The following is a 15,995-nucleotide window of genomic DNA, read 5'->3' as shown; positions in this document are numbered from 1 at the left end:
CTGCGAATTTTTAACAAAAAAGACCGCATAGACGGTCTTTTTTTACTATCCAGCTTTACGAACGGGCTTTTTGCGCAAGTGACTATCCGATGACTGCTAAATCTGATGTTAGACAGAATAATCATCGCGCAAAAAGCAGCACGTGTTCGTAAAACGTGTTCTTTAGGGAGGAGGCATCTTTTCAGACACCTCAGGATGAAAACATTGCTGGTTTCCTTATTTCCTGACAGGAAAAGAAACTCTCCTAAGAGCAATGGCAAGATGTGAAACCGGACGGCTTTATTTACCGGCAAGTAAAAGCCGCCTCACATCTGGTTTCTCTTGCACTTTCATAGCTGTCTAGCCGTTCTTGCGACTAGACAGTTGTTTGTTTGCTTTCCGCTTGTACTTCTGCGTTCACCTTTGTTGGCAAGCCCCAGAGTTTAATAAAGCCGATCGCTGCATCTTGATCGAAGGTGTCTGCTGAGGTATACGTCGCCAAGTTTTCGTTGTATAAGCTGTTGTCAGACTTCCGTCCTTCAACGATCACATTGCCCTTGAATAATTTCACACGCAATACGCCATTTACCACTTCTTGTGATTGCTTTAAGAAGGCGATCAAGGCATCCATCGTTGGATTGAACCAGAGGCCATCATAGATCATTTGGCATAATTGCTGTTCGATCACGGGTTTGAAGTGCGCCATTTCACGGACAAAAGTCAAATCTTCCAGTTCTTTATGAGCCTTCATCAACACCTCTGCACCTGGACATTCATACACTTCACGAGATTTGATTCCCACTAAACGGTTTTCGATATGGTCGATTCGGCCGATGCCATGGACACCAGCGAGTGTGTTCAATTTCATAATTAATGAAGCTAAAGAAAGTTCTTCTCCATCTAAAGCTGTCGGTACACCTTTTTCAAAAGTGATCTCAACGATCGTCGGTTTATCAGGCGTATCTTCTAATTCAGCAGTAATAGCGTAAGCACCCGCGGGCGGTGTCGCCCATGGATCTTCTAAGATGCCGCATTCACAGGCACGTCCCCATAAGTTTTGGTCGATCGAATAAGGATTGTCCAAATCCGCTGGGATCGGTACTCCCTTTTCAGCGGCATAATTGATCTCTTCTTCACGGGACCATTTCCACTCACGGACCGGCGCGATGATCTTCAAGTTCGGATCAAGTGCGGCGATGGAAACTTCAAAACGGACTTGGTCGTTTCCTTTTCCTGTACAGCCATGAGCGATGGTCGTTGCTCCAGTATCATGAGCCAACTCAACCAATTTCTTCGAGATCAGCGGGCGAGACAATGCAGAAACCAATGGGTAAGAATTCTCATAGTAGGTGTTTCCTTGCAAGGCGATCAAAACGAAATCCTGCGAGAACTCCTCACGAGCATCAATGGCATAAGATTCAGTTGCGCCGACCTGTAACGCTTTATTCTTAATAAACTCCGTGTCGCGTCCTTCGCCGATGTCTAAACAGCACGCAATCACATCATATCCTTCGTCAACGAGCCATTTGATAGAGACAGACGTATCTAAACCACCTGAATAGGCTAAAATCACTTTTTCTTTCATCCTGCATTGCTCCCTTATCGCTTTTTCATTAAATTCTAATTAATGTGTTGAAGCCATATTAGCATCGTAAAATACAAAAAGCAAGCACTTTTTAAATATTTATGCAAAAATATTTTGATATTTCGTTTCTTTATTCATTATTACCTGTATATATCGAAAGAAACTGTATAGTAGAAGAAACATAAAGAAATGAAACTATTTTGCGTTTTCAAGGAGAAAAACATTGACATGACAAGGCTTTGCAAGTATTATGGTAAATGGTATTGTTTGCCCCACAAGAGCCCCGGAAACTCAAGTGTTTGTCAAACATTCGAAATTGAAATTGGAGGAAAAAAACGTGCGTACAACATATATGGCTAAGCCAGGCGAAGTAGATCGCAAATGGTACGTAGTAGACGCAACTGATGTTCCTTTAGGACGTCTTTCAACAGTTGTTGCATCTGTACTACGCGGAAAAAATAAACCAACATTCACACCACATATTGACACTGGTGATTTTGTAATTGTAATTAATGCAGATCAAATCAAATTAACAGGTAAGAAAGCAACTGACAAGATTTACTACCGTCACTCAAACTTCCCTGGTGGATTGAAATCAATCTCAGCAGGCGAATTGCGTGCTAAAAATTCTCGCCGTTTGGTCGAAACTTCTGTTAAAGGTATGCTTCCTAAAAACACTTTAGGCCGCGCTCAAGGCATGAAACTTCACGTATACGGTGGAGCAGAGCATCCACATGCAGCACAACAACCAGAAGTATTAGACATCACAAACTTAATTTAAATAGGAGGGAAATTCATTGGCACAAGTTCAATATAACGGCACAGGCCGTCGTAAAAATGCAGTTGCTCGCGTACGTTTAGTACCAGGAACTGGTAAAATTACTGTAAATAAAAAAGACGTTGCAGAATATATCCCACATGCTGACCTACGTTTAGTAATCAACCAACCATTTGGTGTTACTGAAACTGCTGGTTCATACGATGTATTTGTAAACGTTGATGGTGGGGGCTACGCAGGTCAAGCCGGCGCTATCCGTCACGGTATCTCACGTGCTTTATTAGAAGTAGATCCTGATTTCCGTGCACCACTAAAACGTGCTGGATTGCTTACTCGTGATTCACGTATGGTTGAACGTAAAAAACCAGGTCTTAAGAAAGCCCGTAAAGCTTCACAATTCTCAAAACGTTAATCCGTTTATACAGAAGATCAAAACACTTTCCAATTTTGGAAAGTGTTTTTTTGTATGGAAATAAACGTGTTCTTCAATATTACTTTTTTGTTCGTTTAAAGAAAGAGGATTCGATGTTGGAGAGGGGCGTCCCCCTATAAACTGAGGATAGAACGATTAATTTGGGGGATGGACATGAAGAAGAAGACAAAGATCATTATTGCTGGCGTCACTGGTTTGGTTATAGCAGGGGGTGCTTTTTTTGCATTCAGTGGTAAAAAAGATGCGGCTTCGTATCAGGTGTATACAGTAAAAACAGCAGATCCTTTGCAGTTGAAGGGGAAAGTGGAACCGCTGAAGCGTCAGCTTTATTTTTTAGATGCGAATAAAGGAACGATCAAAAATGTTCCTGTAAACAATGGGCAAGAAGTGGCGGTGGGCACGCCTTTGATCGAGTATCAGAATGATACGGCTCAAAATGAAACGATCACGCAGCAGCATGCGGTGAATAAGAGTTCTCTTGATGCGTCTCAGGCTGAAGCGACTGTTGCTGCTGGGGAAAGACAAGTGCAAACGCTATCGAACCAAATTGGTGAGACGCAGCAGAAGCTGGCTCGTGCGAAAGATGAGGAAGAAAAGGCTGCTTTGAATGAACAATTAAAGCAGCAGCAAGTGGAATTGCAGACGGCCAATGACCAGTTGAGTCAGTCTCGTTTTGCGGTGCAGGGGGCTTATGAGGAAGTCCAATCTGCTAAAGATGTGCTTGCTGGGCAGCAAAAGCAAGCGTCAGCGACGGTGAGTGCTGAAATTGCGGGCGTGGCGTCTGTGGATGAAAAGGGAAAGGGCTCTCCAGAGGTTCCAGTAGTCGCAGTTTCCAGCAAAGAAAAGCAAGTCAAAGGTACCGTCACGGAATACGATCTAGACAAATTGGTGCCGGGGCAAACCGTTCAAGTCACGACGGTGGGCAATGACAAAAAAGTGGAGGGAACGATTAAATCGATTGCTGCGAGTGCTATACCGACGAGCGGGGACAACAGCAATGTTGCCTCTTATGCATTTACTGTGGAGGGGAATTTCCCTTGGACGGATGATTTATCGACATTGATCACGTTGCAGCAAAAGCAGCTTTTATTACCGTCGTCTGCACTTAAGAAAACAGGAAATGAACAATATGTCTATAAGTATGAGGATGGAAAAGCGAAGAAAACGGTCGTTCAAACGTTGGCTGTCAATGGGCGCATGATCATTCAAAAAGGATTGAAGGACAAGGATCAAATCATTGAAAATCCAGATGACGCGTTGAAGGACGGATCAGAAGTTCAGGTGAGTGCCAATGATTAGCTTGGCACATATCTATAAGTATTATGAAACAGGGGAAACAAGAGTGCCTGTTTTAGACGACATCAATTTTTCGATCGAAGCTGGAGAATTTGTGGCTATTATGGGGCCTTCTGGCTCAGGAAAATCCACGTTGATCAATTTGCTGGGGTTCATCGATCGACAGTTTGAAGGGGAGTATTTGTTTAATGGTCGGGAGATCACGCATTTCAAAGACGATGAATTGTCTGAGATACGGAATCGTTCTGTTGGCTTCGTTTTTCAAAATTTTAGTTTGATCGAGAATTTAACGGTTGCGGAAAATGTTGAATTGCCTCTTTTGTACAGCGGTGCGAAACACAATGAGACGCAGAAGAAAGTGAAGCATGCGTTGGCTAGGGTCGGATTAGCAGACAAGTTAGATCAATTGCCGAAGCAGTTATCCGGTGGGCAGCAGCAGCGTGTGGCGATCGCTCGGGCATTGATCAATCGTCCCAACTTTATTATTGCGGATGAACCTACGGGGGCGCTAGACACCCATACGACAGAGGACATCATGCAATTGTTTAAACAGTTGAATGAGGAAGGGGTGACGATCATCTTGGTGACGCATGACCCAGAGACGGTCGTCTACTGTGACCGCTTATTGAAAATCCGAGATGGAAAGATGATCGAGGAGGTGCTGCAATCATGAGAAAATACATTCTCTGGCGGACTGCCTTTCGTTCGATCTTCAAGAACAAACGCCGCAGTTTTTTAACGATGGTGGGTATCATTATAGGAATTGCCGCTGTGATTACGATCGTGGCTTTAGGAAATGGGTTTAAACGAAATATTTTATCTGAGACGACGGGCGCGGATGAAACTGGACAAACGAAGTACGTCAACATCAAGTACAACGACTTTGATAATCTAGTCAGTGAAGATAGCGGGATCTCGCAGACCGATAAAAATATGGTCGCCAACCTTCCAGAAGTGAAGGAGGTTTCTTATTACAAAGCGATGAAGAAGGACGGGAATCCTACCGTTGATTTTTATGATAAAAATACAAAATTAACGATGACGGTCCATCCGGCGAAAGAAACCGCCGTGTCTCTTTTAAATGGTCGCCAATTGAACGCCGCGGACAGCGATGGGCTAAATAAGGTAGTCGTTCTTGATGAGGCCGTCGCAAAGCAAGTATTTGGGTCGAAGGAGACCGCTTTAAATAACGGATTCGAGTTAAAGGGGCAGGTCTTTACCGTTGTGGGTGTTTCTGCGAATACTTCTGGAGAGATCGGTCCGCAAAATTATGAACCGCTTGCTTATTTTCCGAAAAAAACCTATACGCATTATTTAGGAAAAAAAGACGACCATTCCGTATTGGCCCTTAAATTTAATGCAGGGGTCAATCAGGATACAGCGATGAAGAAAGTCTTAAAGCAGTTGAACATGAACGGAGAAAGTCGTGCGCAGGGGGAGTATCAAGCCTATGATCCGACTTCTGAAATCAAGCAGTTGGGATCTATGCTGGATCAAATGACTCTTTTCATCAGTGCAGTCGCAGCGATCTCACTATTTATCGCCGGCGTGGGCGTCATGAATATGATGTACATCTCCGTTTCTGAGCGGACCAAGGAAATCGGTATTCGACGTGCACTTGGTGCGAATGCGAAGTCGATCAAACGCCAATTTCTATTTGAAGGGATCGTTCTGACAGTGAGCGGCGGTGTGATTGGGTATATTCTTGGTATTTTGATTGCTTTCGCAGCGTCCTTTGCCTTGCCGTTTTCTGTGCGGCCAGACATGATGACCGTGCTGATCTCGATTGGGACTTCCGTGGTGATCGGCGTATGCTTCAGCTACTTGCCCGCTTCAGCAGCCGCGAAAAAAGAATTGATCGATATATTGAAATAGCAGAAAATCCAGATTGGGTCGCGGGTAACCGTTGCTCAAGGGACGGTGTTTTAAAAATAGATAAGAACTTCCCTTCAAGCTAGGCGTAGTCCAATGACTAAGACTTAGCTTGAAGGGAAGTTCTGTTTGTAATGGATACTTTTCAGTTCATTACGCGTTCGCTTTTCTGACTTGCCACACAAAGTAGGAGCCGAGCCAGAGGGCAGCGAACAGAAGGATCATGTAGAGTCCAGCTTTATTAAAATCGATCGTTGAGATCCAGAGCTCAAAGTTGTTGAGGGGTCCTAGGGCGCTGATTCCGACTTGCGCCAATTCGACTGCTCCGATCGTAAAGGCCACGATGATTGAGACAGAGGTGACGATCAGATTGTAGTTCATTTTACGTTCGGGCATGGCAAAGGCCCAATTGTATGCGCCGGACATCATGACGGAATCACTGGTATCCATGAGAGACATCCCTGCTGCGAACAATAACGGAAAGACCATGCTGTTCCAGCCTATCAGTGTGTGATTGTTTTCGGCAGAAAGGGAAATCAGACCGATCTCCGTAGCGGTATCAAAGCCTAAGCCGAATAGGAAACCGATGGGGTACATATGCCAGGCTTTCGTGACCATATGTAAAAAGGGTGTCAGAATTTTTGCCAGCAGTCCTCTTGAATTTAAGAGATTTTCCACGTTTTCGTGTTCGAGTTGTTCGTCTGTTTTTTTCTTACGGATAGTTATCAGATGGATGAGAATGATCAAGTTATTGACAGCTAGAAAGAGTAAGAATGTTCCAGAGATGATGCCGCCTGCTGTTCCGCCCAATACTTTTAAGAAAGATAAATGCTCTTTAAAAAAATCAGCGGATAGATTAACTAAAAAAATAATGAGGAGCACCACGCTTGAGTGTCCCAAGGAAAAGTAGAAACCTACGCCGCAGGATTTTTGTTTCTGATGGATTAATTTTCTGACGGTATTATCGATCGCGGCAATATGATCGGCATCAAATGCGTGTCTCAGGCCCAATGTATAGGCGACAAGTCCTAAGCCGATCAGAGAGGGTCTTTGTCTTGCGATCACCCATAGCCATGAGAACGTACAAAGATGCAGGGCTAAAATGGCTAAATAATAAGGAACAGAAGCGATCGCTATCTGTTTTTTCATGAGTATCTCCTTTCAGGAAAAGCAGTCCAGCGACAGGTGCCGGCTGAACTGCCTTTAGTTGACGATGAGTTTGTACAGCATTGTAGCGGTGATGGCACCGCAAATGGGCGCAAGGACTGGGACCCAGCTATAGTGGAATTGAGAGCTTCCTTTAAATTTAAAAGGCCACAAGGCGTGCAAAAGTCTGGGTCCTATATCTCTAGCGGGATTTAGCGCGGGTCCAGTAGGCCCGCCGAAAGAGATGACTAAACACATGACCAAGAACCCTAACCCAAGAAAGTCGGCACGGGGGTCGATCGTGTCAGCCGTGATGAATAGTGCGCCGAATACTAATAAAAACGTGCCGATGTATTCATTGATAAAGCCGTTTAATTTACTGTTCGCGGCATCGATCGTTGCGAAGGTCGCTAAAATCGCTTCGGAATTTTCAGTTTGATCATAATAGGGCTTATAGGCGAAGACGACGAGCAACTGGCCTAAAATTGCACCGAGGACTTGCGCAAGAACGTAGGGCAGTACGTCTTTCCAAGGAAAGCTGCCGCTGACGGCTAAGGCGATGGTCATGGCTGGATTGATCTGGGCGCCAGATATGGCAGCGAACATGAGGGCAGGGATCATCACACCGATCCCGTACCCAAAACCAATCAAGATCCAGCCGCCTTGAAAGCCTTTTGTTCCACGTAGTTCAACATTTGCTACCGAACCATTTCCCAAAGCGACCATAATGGCTGTGCCCATCAGTTCGGTGAGGGAACGTATAAATAATGAGTCATGCATTTTTTTCTACCCCGCTAATATGGTTGATTTTTCTTCTTCTGAAAGTGTCTGATTCATTCGACCGCTGATAAACCCGTCAAGGTCGACTGAAATATAGTCGTAGCCTAGTTCGCTTAATTTTTTAGTGATCGCGGCGCGTTGAGCCACCACTTGCGCGATAGCTTCTTCAGGGACTTCGATGCGGGCCAATTTTTTATGGACACGGACTCGTACTGTAGGAAATCCTAGTTCCTTTAAATATTTTTCAGCAGCTAAGACTTGCCGCAGCTTTTTGCTCGTCAATTTTGTATTGTAGGGAAAGCGTGAGGAAACTGAACATGAGGGAGCCTTGTTCCAGTTTTTCAAGCCTAAGAGTTGTGCGAGCTGGCGGACTTCGTCTTTGTAAAGGGTCGCTTGCTGCAAAATGGAGACCGCTCCTGCTTCATTCCTCGCACGAAGACCTGGTCGGAAATCCGCGTCGTCATCCATGATGATGCCGTCAACTACAGCATTCGCCCCAAATTCTTCGGCGATTTCTGTCAGCTTGGTATAGAAGATTTTTTTCATGTAATACCACGAATCCGGCTGGTTGTTTTTGATATGCTCATCTGCTAAATAATCTAGTTGCACCCCCATCACTCGCGCACCCATTTCTTCGGCTAATTGAAGGGCTTCTTCGTATTCATCGTCCGCAAAAAATTCAGAGTCGGCAACGACAGCGAGAACATTTTCTTTGCCTAGTGTGTCGAGAGACTCCTTTAATGCGAGTGTCGAGTCGATCCCGCCGGAAAAACTAACGACGACTTTTTGATAATGGGATAAAATTGCTTGCAGCTTTTTTTCTTTTTCTTTTAATAAGGTCATTTGAAGGCTTCTTTCTTTATTCGTTCTTTTGAAGTTGTTCCATTAATTGCTTTTTTACCTCAGTGATCGTGCACCTTTTTTCTTTGGCTAAGGCGAGAAGCTCGTCATGTTCAAAGGAAATCTTTGAAAAGCCCTGATAAGACAAGTGTTTAACATGAACATCGCCAAGGGCTGTTTTTTCTAAACGAACAGTTCGTTGCATGATTTTTCTGTCTAGCAGTTGTTGCCTAACGCCGATCGAAGAGGTCGTTTCAAATAAGATTTTGACCATTTCGTCGTTTTGGGCAGGGGCCGCTAAGAGACTCAGCTTGTAGGCAGGACGGCCTTTTTTCATGGTAATGGGTGCTGTCCAAACGTCTTTTGCTCCTTTTTCAAGCAGGAGCTGCATCACGTCGGATAATTCCTGTCCTGTAGCATCATCTAAATTCGTCTCGATCAACAACACATGATCTTGTTCGCGGGGGACTTGCTGATTGCTCAGCAGGGAGTTACAGAGACAGCCTCTGAGGGCGTTCAAGCTGCCGGTCTCTCGCGTTCCAAACCCGTATCCGATCTTTTCGATCATCACATTTTCCGGGAGGGTGCCGAAGGTCTCTGAGGTGTGCTTGATCAGTCCAAATCCAGTTGGTGTAACCAGCTCAGTGAGGACATCTTCTCGCTGCCGAAAAGGGATGTTGCTATTCAACCGCATCTGCATGACTGCGGGAACTGGAACGGGCATGACGCCGTGAGCCACAGTGATCGTCCCAGTTCCATCGACAAGAGTGCCGCAAAGGACGTGCTGGATTTGTAAAAGTTCTAGCCCAATAAAAAAGCCGACGACGTCCACGATCGAATCGATCGCACCGACTTCATGGAAATGGATCTCATTGATCGTTTTTCCGTGGACACGCGCTTCCGCTGCTGCGATCTCTTCGAAGACGGCACAGGCGCTCTGTTTGATGGACGCACTCAGCTCTGAAGCATGGATAAGTCCTTCGATGGCCACAAGATTTCTTCCGTGATGATGGATCATTTCCGCACCTTCATCAGGGTGATGCCCCTTGAACTCGTCGCTTAGCACGACTTCAAATAAATGCCCGTCGATCGCTGATTTTGTTGTTTTGGTCAGTGATAATTGGTATCCTGTCAGCTTTAATTTGGCTAATTCGTGGGTGAAGTCCTCAACGTCCAGCCCAAGGTCAAACAAGGTTCCTAGTAACATATTTCCGCTGACGCCTGAAAAGGGGTCAAGATAGAGAGTTTTCATTTCGCAGCCTCCGCTAAATGGTTGATTTTACTAGCCGCATATCCGGCACCGAAGCCGTTATCAATATTTACGACCGTGATACCTGTGGCACAGCTGTTGAGCATTGTGAGGAGCGCGGCCAAGCCATTGAAGGCTGTTCCGTAGCCTACACTTGTCGGTACTGCAATGATCGGCGTACTGACCAGTCCTCCAACCACGGAAGCCAGCGCCCCTTCCATTCCAGCAATCACGATCACCACTTGTGCCGCCCGGATTTGTTCAAGGCGAGCAAACAAGCGATGGATTCCTGCAACACCGACGTCATAGATTCTGTCTACGCTGTTTCCGAAGGCTTCTGCTGTAATCGCAGCTTCTTCAGCAACCTTCAGATCGGAGGTTCCTGCGGTGACTATGGCAATCTTTCCTTGTGTCTTCATTTGCGGATTTCTTTCCCACAGCAAGATTTCTGAAGCCGTATCGTAGTGCAGGCAGGGGAGTTTCGTTCTAACAGCCGCAGCTTTTTTTCCGTCGACTCTTGTGACTAGGATGTTGTTTTGTTCTCCTAGCATGGCTTCGACGATCCCGATGATTTGATCAGCGGTTTTTCCTTCCCCATAAACGATTTCAGGCATTCCTGTTCGCTGGCCTCTCTCTGTATCGATCTTGGCAAAGCCTAAATCAGTGAAGCCGTCATTATGAATCGTTTCTACTGCGTCTTCTGGGCTTAGTTTTTGTTCCGAAACAAGCTGTAAGAGTTCTTTTATTTTTACTGCGTCCATCTTAATGCGTTCCTTTGACGATGACGCCGAGTCCATCTGGGATAACGACGACCTTCGCTTCTTTTCCTTCACGCTCGTAGGCCTTTTCTAGCGCATCCTCTAAGGATGTCGAAAGCGCCATGTGCATATCGGTGACTAATTGAGGATCCACGAGGTCAGACACCAAGATGACGTGATGGTTCACCAAAATACGAGCAAGGATCTGAGACGTCCATTGATCTGGGACGGTTTCTAGTCGCGGGGTGTGGATGGCTTTGTCGAGAAATTCCTTAGGATCGGCAACATCCGCAATATTATGATAGAAGCCTTCGCCGCCGTGTCCGTCTCGACAGCCGGCAACCATGATGATCGTTCCCCCCAGTTTATTTGTAGCTTCAGCCGAGGTCATGCCTTTTACTGCTTGATAGATGTTTTGATCAAGGGGATACCCGCCATTGGTAGAGATCGTGATGTCGGATTCGATCGCGTCGACTTGAGATAAGGAATCAACGAATACTGTGCCTTTTTTATGAGCTTTTTCCAAGTCGCCGGCAAAGGAGCCGATGATTTTCTTATCTTCATCAAGGACGACGTTCAGGATAAAGGCTAAATGCGCCGCTTTGGCCGCGTAAGCCATGTCTTCATGGATCAAATTATGCTTGAGGTTCCCTGTCCGCGAATGTTTATCATTGATAAACTCGCCTGAATGATTGGCCATGATCGTTTTATAAGAAGAAATACCCGGTAAGACAGATTTTCTGCCGCCAGAAAAACCAGCGAAGAAGTGAGATTCAATAAATCCTTCTGAAAGTAGTAAATCTGCCTCCATTGCCACTTTATTAATGATCAGATCACCGCCAGAAGGGAGTTTACCGAGGGTCACCATGTCTTCGTCTCGTTCGGAATAATGCATAGCGATTTCTTCATGGGCAACGATGTCTTCGCCATATTTACTGATCAGCTCTTCTTTTGTGGAAGGTCTGTGGAAACCTGTGGCGACTAAAATTCGGATTCGTGCATCAGGAGCAACGGAACGAATGCGGCGTAAAAGAATCGGTGTGATGATCTTTGAAGGAACGGGTCTCGTGTGGTCGGAAGAAATAATGACGATGTTTTTCTTTCCCTTCGCCAGCTCTTCTAGTTTGGGGGAAGCGATAGGAAAATCTAAAGAGCGTTCGACTAGCTCCTCTTCTGAATACCCCGCACGGTAGGTAGCGGCTTGAGAAACGAGAGATCCCGCAAAACGGTCGTCTTCTATTTTTGCAGTTATTGTTTTGTTGTCGTAAGGAAGTGCTAATTCAATCATTTGTTCTTCATCCTCTTTCTATTTGGTACAAGACTTATGATAAGGCTCAAGAACGACGCTCACCTTGTTGATAGGCATTGTTTCTGAGCATTATCGAGAAGCATCGTCCTTTGACATTACCAAATGGTAAGAGGATATGATAAAATACAACAGATTCTTTCATTCATAAATGAAAGTAGGGATTGGAAGGAAAACTATGAATAATAAAGACATCGATTACCTCGTTAATTTTCTGGAAGATAAACAAATTCCGGTTATTACGAAGGACTATCATACGTATCTAACTTTTCACGGCTTGAAAGCAGCGAGTGTGTTTATCCTGAAGGAGGGCGTTATCAAAACGTCGGTCATTTTGCAGGATGGTCGGGAATTTAATATTTCCTATATCAATCAGCCGGACGTTATTTCACTGCTGCATGACGAAGCGCTTCAATATGATGAACAGCCCTTCAACGTACGGATCGAATCACCGACGGCTACTTTTTATCAGATCAATCGGGTGCAATTTTGGAAGTATGTCAACAACGATCCGTATCTTCAAAACTATGTAAAACAATATTACCGCCATCGCTTGTCTGAAAATTTTTCGCGTTTGCAGCGTTTGACCATGAATGGCAAATTAGGAGCGTTGGCGAGCTTTTTAAGAGATCTGGTCCTGAAATTTGGACGCGAATTGGACGGCGGATCAAAGATCTTGATTGATTTTGAGGTCACTAATGAGGATATTGCAGCATTTTGCGGCATCGCCACGTACGCAAGTGTCAGCAGAATGATGAAGAAGCTGAAGGAAGAGGGCGTGATCGCATTTACCAATAGTGACAATGGCAGACGAAGAATCATTGTCTGCAATGTCCAGAAATTGGATGATTATATCGCCTATTGAGAAATAGCTGCTCCGTTTGCAAAGAGCCCAGTAAAAATGAATAAACTTTATCGATGTAAACCTTCTGGTCATGGTAAAATTTAAGTACTCAACGCATGGTTGAGCTTAGTTTTCGCTATTTCAACAGAAGGTTTATTGTCTGTTTACACACTGGAGGGCTATAGTCATGGTAGAGATCGGAGCAAAAATCAGGGAATTAAGAGAAGTAAAAAAGATGTCACAGAAAGACTTGGCTGATTTTCTAAGCGTCACACCGCAGGCGGTTTCGAAATGGGAACGGAATAAGAGCTACCCCGATTTGGATATGCTGGTGAAGTTAAGTGATTTTTTTCAGGTGACGGCAGACGAACTGCTGGGAAATTCCAAGCCGTCCTTTTTTGCCTCTTTCTTTTCTAAAACAAAGGGAGACGAGGAGATGGATAAATCGATCGAGATAAAACAGTATCCAGAAGGTGACGTACCGAAAGCGACAAAAGTGGAAAATGTCTCTAGTTTTTTACGAATCACGTTCGACACTGGTGAGATTCGCTATCTGAGGTCGCATCTTTACAAGGATATTGTTGATGTTTTTTCTCCTTGGCGCTGGAAACGCAAAGGGGGACTGTGGATGTTCGGCGGTCCGAAAGCCCACTATTGGTTGGGCTCAGAGTTTGAGATCAAGGAGACGGGAGAAGTCATCCTCAATGGGACGGATCATTACTCACCGGAAGAAATGTGGTACGACAGCAAAGAACATATCCATGAGATCAAGTACACTTAGTTAAAGCTGAGTGTATTTTTATTTTGTGATTTGTATTTTTGCTTCTTCCCGCAAACCTTAGTATAATAACGTTGTTTTGTATACATAGCGATAGTAGGAGGAAATCTACATAATGAAGAATAATTTTTGGGCGGAATTGCCGAAGCCCTTTTTTGTTTTAGCTCCGATGGAGGATGTGACGGACGTGGTCTTCCGTCATGTGGTGAAGGAAGCGGGCGCACCGGATGTATTTTTTACGGAATTTACGAATTCGGATAGTTTTTGTCACCCTGATGGGATCGAGAGCGTTCGCGGCAGGTTGATGTTTACTGAGGATGAACAGCCGATGGTGGCGCATATCTGGGGAGACAAGCCTGAATTTTTCCGCGAGATGAGTCTTGCGATGGCGGAGATGGGCTTCAGCGGAATCGATATCAATATGGGCTGTCCGGTGCCGAATGTGGCGGAACGAGGAAAAGGCAGCGGCTTGATTTTGCGACCAGAAGTGGCGGCGGAATTGATCCAAGCAGCAAAAGCTGGGGGATTGCCTGTAAGTGTGAAGACGCGTCTTGGATTTACAGATACCGAGGAGATGACGGAGTGGATCAGTCATTTGCTGGAGCAGGACATCGCCAATCTTTCTGTTCATATGCGGACGCGCAAAGAGATGAGCAAGGTGGATGCGCATTGGGATTTGATTCCTGAGATCGTGAAGCTGCGGGATGCGCTGGCACCGAAAACGCTGATCACGATCAATGGGGATATTTTGGATCGTCAGATGGGCTTGGAGCTGGCGGAAAAATATGGTGTAGATGGTCTGATGATCGGCCGTGGGATTTTTAAGAATCCTTATGCCTTTGAAAAGGAAGCTAAAGAACATTCCCCCGAAGAATTGATTGGACTGCTGCGTTTACAGCTTGATTTGCAAGACCGTTATGCGGAGAAAGTCCCTCGTTCGATCGTTGGCTTGCACCGATTCTTCAAAATTTATGTTAAAGGGTTTCCCGGTGCGAATGACTTACGCGTGCGCTTGATGAATACGAAATCGACGGCTGAAGTTCGTGAGATTTTAGACGCCTTTGAGCAGGCTGAACAGCACTAATGGAGGATTGCCTTCAAAGACACTTTTTTCCGTTGAGGAGAAGGTGTCTTTTTTTTTATGACAACGGTCTGAACGTTAACAGTTGCCCCGCAAGCTAGAAGGACTGTAGGATAGAAGGAGCAGAACAAAGGAGGAGAAGACGGTGATTCAAGTAGTAGTGGGAGATATCGCGCATTTGACCTTTCAAGTAGAAGCTATCGTCAATGCGGCGAATGCGGCTTTGATTCCCGGAGGCGGTGTGGATGGCGCATTGAACCGAGCAGCTGGACCAAATTTGAAAAAGGCGATGGGTGCGATTGGCGGAACATCGACAGGGACGACGGTGATCACGCCAGCTTTTGAACTGTCTGCGACGTATGTGATTCATGCGGTTGGCCCGCGTTATCAAGATGGCGAACACGAGGAAGAAAAGTTGCTTTACAGTGCCTACGAAGCGGTCTATCAGCTAGCGCAGGAATACAAGCTCGAGAGCCTTGCAGTGCCCGTGTTGAGTGCAGGAATCTACGGTTATCCAAAAAAAGCAGCGGCGCGGGTGCTTTATGAAGTAGCGGGACGCCCTGAAAATCAAGGGATCGCTACGACCATTGTTGTCTTTGAGGAATCGTGGCTGGAAATTTTCGCGGCGCTCCAACAGGGCAGCTGATGGAACTGGGGATTTTTTCTTGGTGTTCAAATAAGTGATAAAATAGGGATAAATAAGAAAAGTGAGGCGAATCATTTGAAAGCTATTTCGATTCATCCTGAGCCGGTCATGGACATTCTTTCTGGGAAGAAAACCGAGGAATACCGTTCGTGGTCTACGCATCATCGCGGCCCGTTATTGATCTGCTCAACAGCCATCAAAACACCTGGATGTATCTCTGGTCATGCTATCTGTATCGTTGATCTGGTCGCTGTAAAGGAAACGCCCCATTCCTATGCGTGGGTGTTTGAAAATGTGCGCTGCATCAAGCCTTTTCCTATCAAAGGTCAGCGTCGTCTGTACCATGTTCCTGATGATCGAATCGTCGAACCTGAAAAGGGCGAGTTTGTGATTGAGGATGGAGAACGGGTCGTTACGGACGAATTTTGGGAGAAATACTACGTAAATTTGATCAATTAAGCCTGTCTAAAACACCTCTCCTAATAACGAACAAGCAAATGTAATCGCTGTTATAACGGGGAGAATAGCCGGTTTTAAAAACACTCATTGAGGAAATGAGTGTTTTTATTTTGTCTAAACAAGCGATTTAAAAAAACTTAATTCGTAATTAAAAATAATAAAAAA

Annotated in this window: 17 protein-coding genes; 10 read left to right on the top strand and 7 right to left on the bottom strand. The window is 45.2% G+C overall.

The genetic code is table 11. The features are described from left to right. Positions 1–355: 355 nt before the first annotated feature. Positions 356–1,564: an argininosuccinate synthase gene (locus tag IGI66_RS13515; protein ID WP_086306254.1), complete on the bottom strand. Its 1,209-nt coding sequence runs from the start codon at positions 1,562–1,564 to the stop codon at positions 356–358. Between the two features lie 352 nt (positions 1,565–1,916). Between IGI66_RS13515 and rplM the strand changes: the two genes are divergently transcribed. The 5 genes from rplM (at position 1,917) to IGI66_RS13490 (ending at position 5,946) form a co-directional block, all read left to right on the top strand. Beyond that, positions 1,917–2,345, top strand: a complete 429-nt coding sequence (rplM, locus tag IGI66_RS13510; protein ID WP_071875867.1) for a 50S ribosomal protein L13 — start codon at positions 1,917–1,919, stop codon at positions 2,343–2,345. Positions 2,346–2,361: 16 nt separating this feature from the next. Next, a complete protein-coding gene (rpsI, locus tag IGI66_RS13505; protein WP_010779392.1) occupies positions 2,362–2,754 on the top strand; it encodes a 30S ribosomal protein S9 in 393 nt (130 codons plus the stop codon). 174 nt (positions 2,755–2,928) lie between these two features. Then, positions 2,929–4,074 (top strand): efflux RND transporter periplasmic adaptor subunit, encoded by a 1,146-nt coding sequence (locus IGI66_RS13500; RefSeq protein ID WP_438849253.1) that lies wholly within the window; start codon positions 2,929–2,931, stop codon positions 4,072–4,074. Beyond that, on the top strand, positions 4,067–4,744 hold the full coding sequence (locus IGI66_RS13495; protein ID WP_010779394.1) for an ABC transporter ATP-binding protein: 678 nt from the start codon (positions 4,067–4,069) through the stop codon (positions 4,742–4,744). The genes IGI66_RS13500 and IGI66_RS13495 overlap by 8 nt, the downstream gene beginning before the upstream one ends. Then, positions 4,741–5,946, top strand: coding sequence for an ABC transporter permease (locus IGI66_RS13490; RefSeq protein WP_438849252.1), 1,206 nt, complete (start codon positions 4,741–4,743; stop codon positions 5,944–5,946). The genes IGI66_RS13495 and IGI66_RS13490 overlap by 4 nt, the downstream gene beginning before the upstream one ends. 150 nt (positions 5,947–6,096) lie before the next feature. Here the strand turns inward: IGI66_RS13490 and IGI66_RS13485 are convergent, their stop codons facing one another. The 6 genes from IGI66_RS13485 to larA are packed head-to-tail and all read right to left on the bottom strand — an operon-like array spanning position 6,097 to position 12,004. Then, positions 6,097–7,092, bottom strand: coding sequence for a HoxN/HupN/NixA family nickel/cobalt transporter (locus IGI66_RS13485; RefSeq protein WP_438849251.1), 996 nt, complete (start codon positions 7,090–7,092; stop codon positions 6,097–6,099). Positions 7,093–7,146: 54 nt separating this feature from the next. Next, positions 7,147–7,869, bottom strand: coding sequence for an MIP/aquaporin family protein (locus tag IGI66_RS13480; protein ID WP_438849250.1), 723 nt, complete (start codon positions 7,867–7,869; stop codon positions 7,147–7,149). A gap of 6 nt (positions 7,870–7,875) precedes the next feature. Continuing rightward, a complete protein-coding gene (gene larE, locus IGI66_RS13475) occupies positions 7,876–8,712 on the bottom strand; it encodes an ATP-dependent sacrificial sulfur transferase LarE (RefSeq protein WP_314579258.1) in 837 nt (278 codons plus the stop codon). Between the two features lie 16 nt (positions 8,713–8,728). Beyond that, the gene (gene larC, locus IGI66_RS13470) at positions 8,729–9,961 is read right to left on the bottom strand and encodes a nickel pincer cofactor biosynthesis protein LarC (protein ID WP_438849249.1); all 1,233 of its coding nucleotides are present in this window, start codon (positions 9,959–9,961) and stop codon (positions 8,729–8,731) included. Continuing rightward, positions 9,958–10,719: a nickel pincer cofactor biosynthesis protein LarB gene (gene larB, locus IGI66_RS13465; RefSeq protein ID WP_438849248.1), complete on the bottom strand. Its 762-nt coding sequence runs from the start codon at positions 10,717–10,719 to the stop codon at positions 9,958–9,960. Before larB ends, larC begins: the two co-directional genes overlap by 4 nt. A 1-nt stretch (position 10,720) precedes the next feature. After that, positions 10,721–12,004: a nickel-dependent lactate racemase gene (gene larA, locus IGI66_RS13460; RefSeq protein ID WP_438849247.1), complete on the bottom strand. Its 1,284-nt coding sequence runs from the start codon at positions 12,002–12,004 to the stop codon at positions 10,721–10,723. Between the two features lie 196 nt (positions 12,005–12,200). On the opposite strand from larA, the gene IGI66_RS13455 reads away from it, so the two are divergent. The 5 genes from IGI66_RS13455 to IGI66_RS13435 all read left to right on the top strand — a co-directional run bounded on the left by IGI66_RS13455 (position 12,201) and on the right by IGI66_RS13435 (position 15,830). Continuing rightward, positions 12,201–12,887 (top strand): Crp/Fnr family transcriptional regulator, encoded by a 687-nt coding sequence (locus tag IGI66_RS13455; protein WP_010779403.1) that lies wholly within the window; start codon positions 12,201–12,203, stop codon positions 12,885–12,887. A gap of 166 nt (positions 12,888–13,053) precedes the next feature. Then, on the top strand, positions 13,054–13,647 hold the full coding sequence (locus tag IGI66_RS13450) for a helix-turn-helix domain-containing protein (protein ID WP_438849246.1): 594 nt from the start codon (positions 13,054–13,056) through the stop codon (positions 13,645–13,647). Between the two features lie 112 nt (positions 13,648–13,759). Continuing rightward, on the top strand, positions 13,760–14,728 hold the full coding sequence (locus IGI66_RS13445) for a tRNA dihydrouridine synthase (RefSeq protein WP_438849245.1): 969 nt from the start codon (positions 13,760–13,762) through the stop codon (positions 14,726–14,728). A gap of 142 nt (positions 14,729–14,870) precedes the next feature. After that, positions 14,871–15,371, top strand: coding sequence for a macro domain-containing protein (locus tag IGI66_RS13440; protein WP_438849244.1), 501 nt, complete (start codon positions 14,871–14,873; stop codon positions 15,369–15,371). Positions 15,372–15,446: 75 nt separating this feature from the next. Further along, positions 15,447–15,830 (top strand): ASCH domain-containing protein, encoded by a 384-nt coding sequence (locus IGI66_RS13435; protein WP_438849243.1) that lies wholly within the window; start codon positions 15,447–15,449, stop codon positions 15,828–15,830. The last annotated feature ends 165 nt before the right edge of the window (positions 15,831–15,995 follow it).

It is taken from the genome of Enterococcus sp. AZ048 (assembly GCF_051715125.1).
In the GTDB taxonomy this organism is placed as follows: Bacteria; Bacillota; Bacilli; order Lactobacillales; family Enterococcaceae; genus Enterococcus_A; species Enterococcus_A gilvus.
This window is presented reverse-complemented; position numbering and strand designations above follow the sequence as displayed.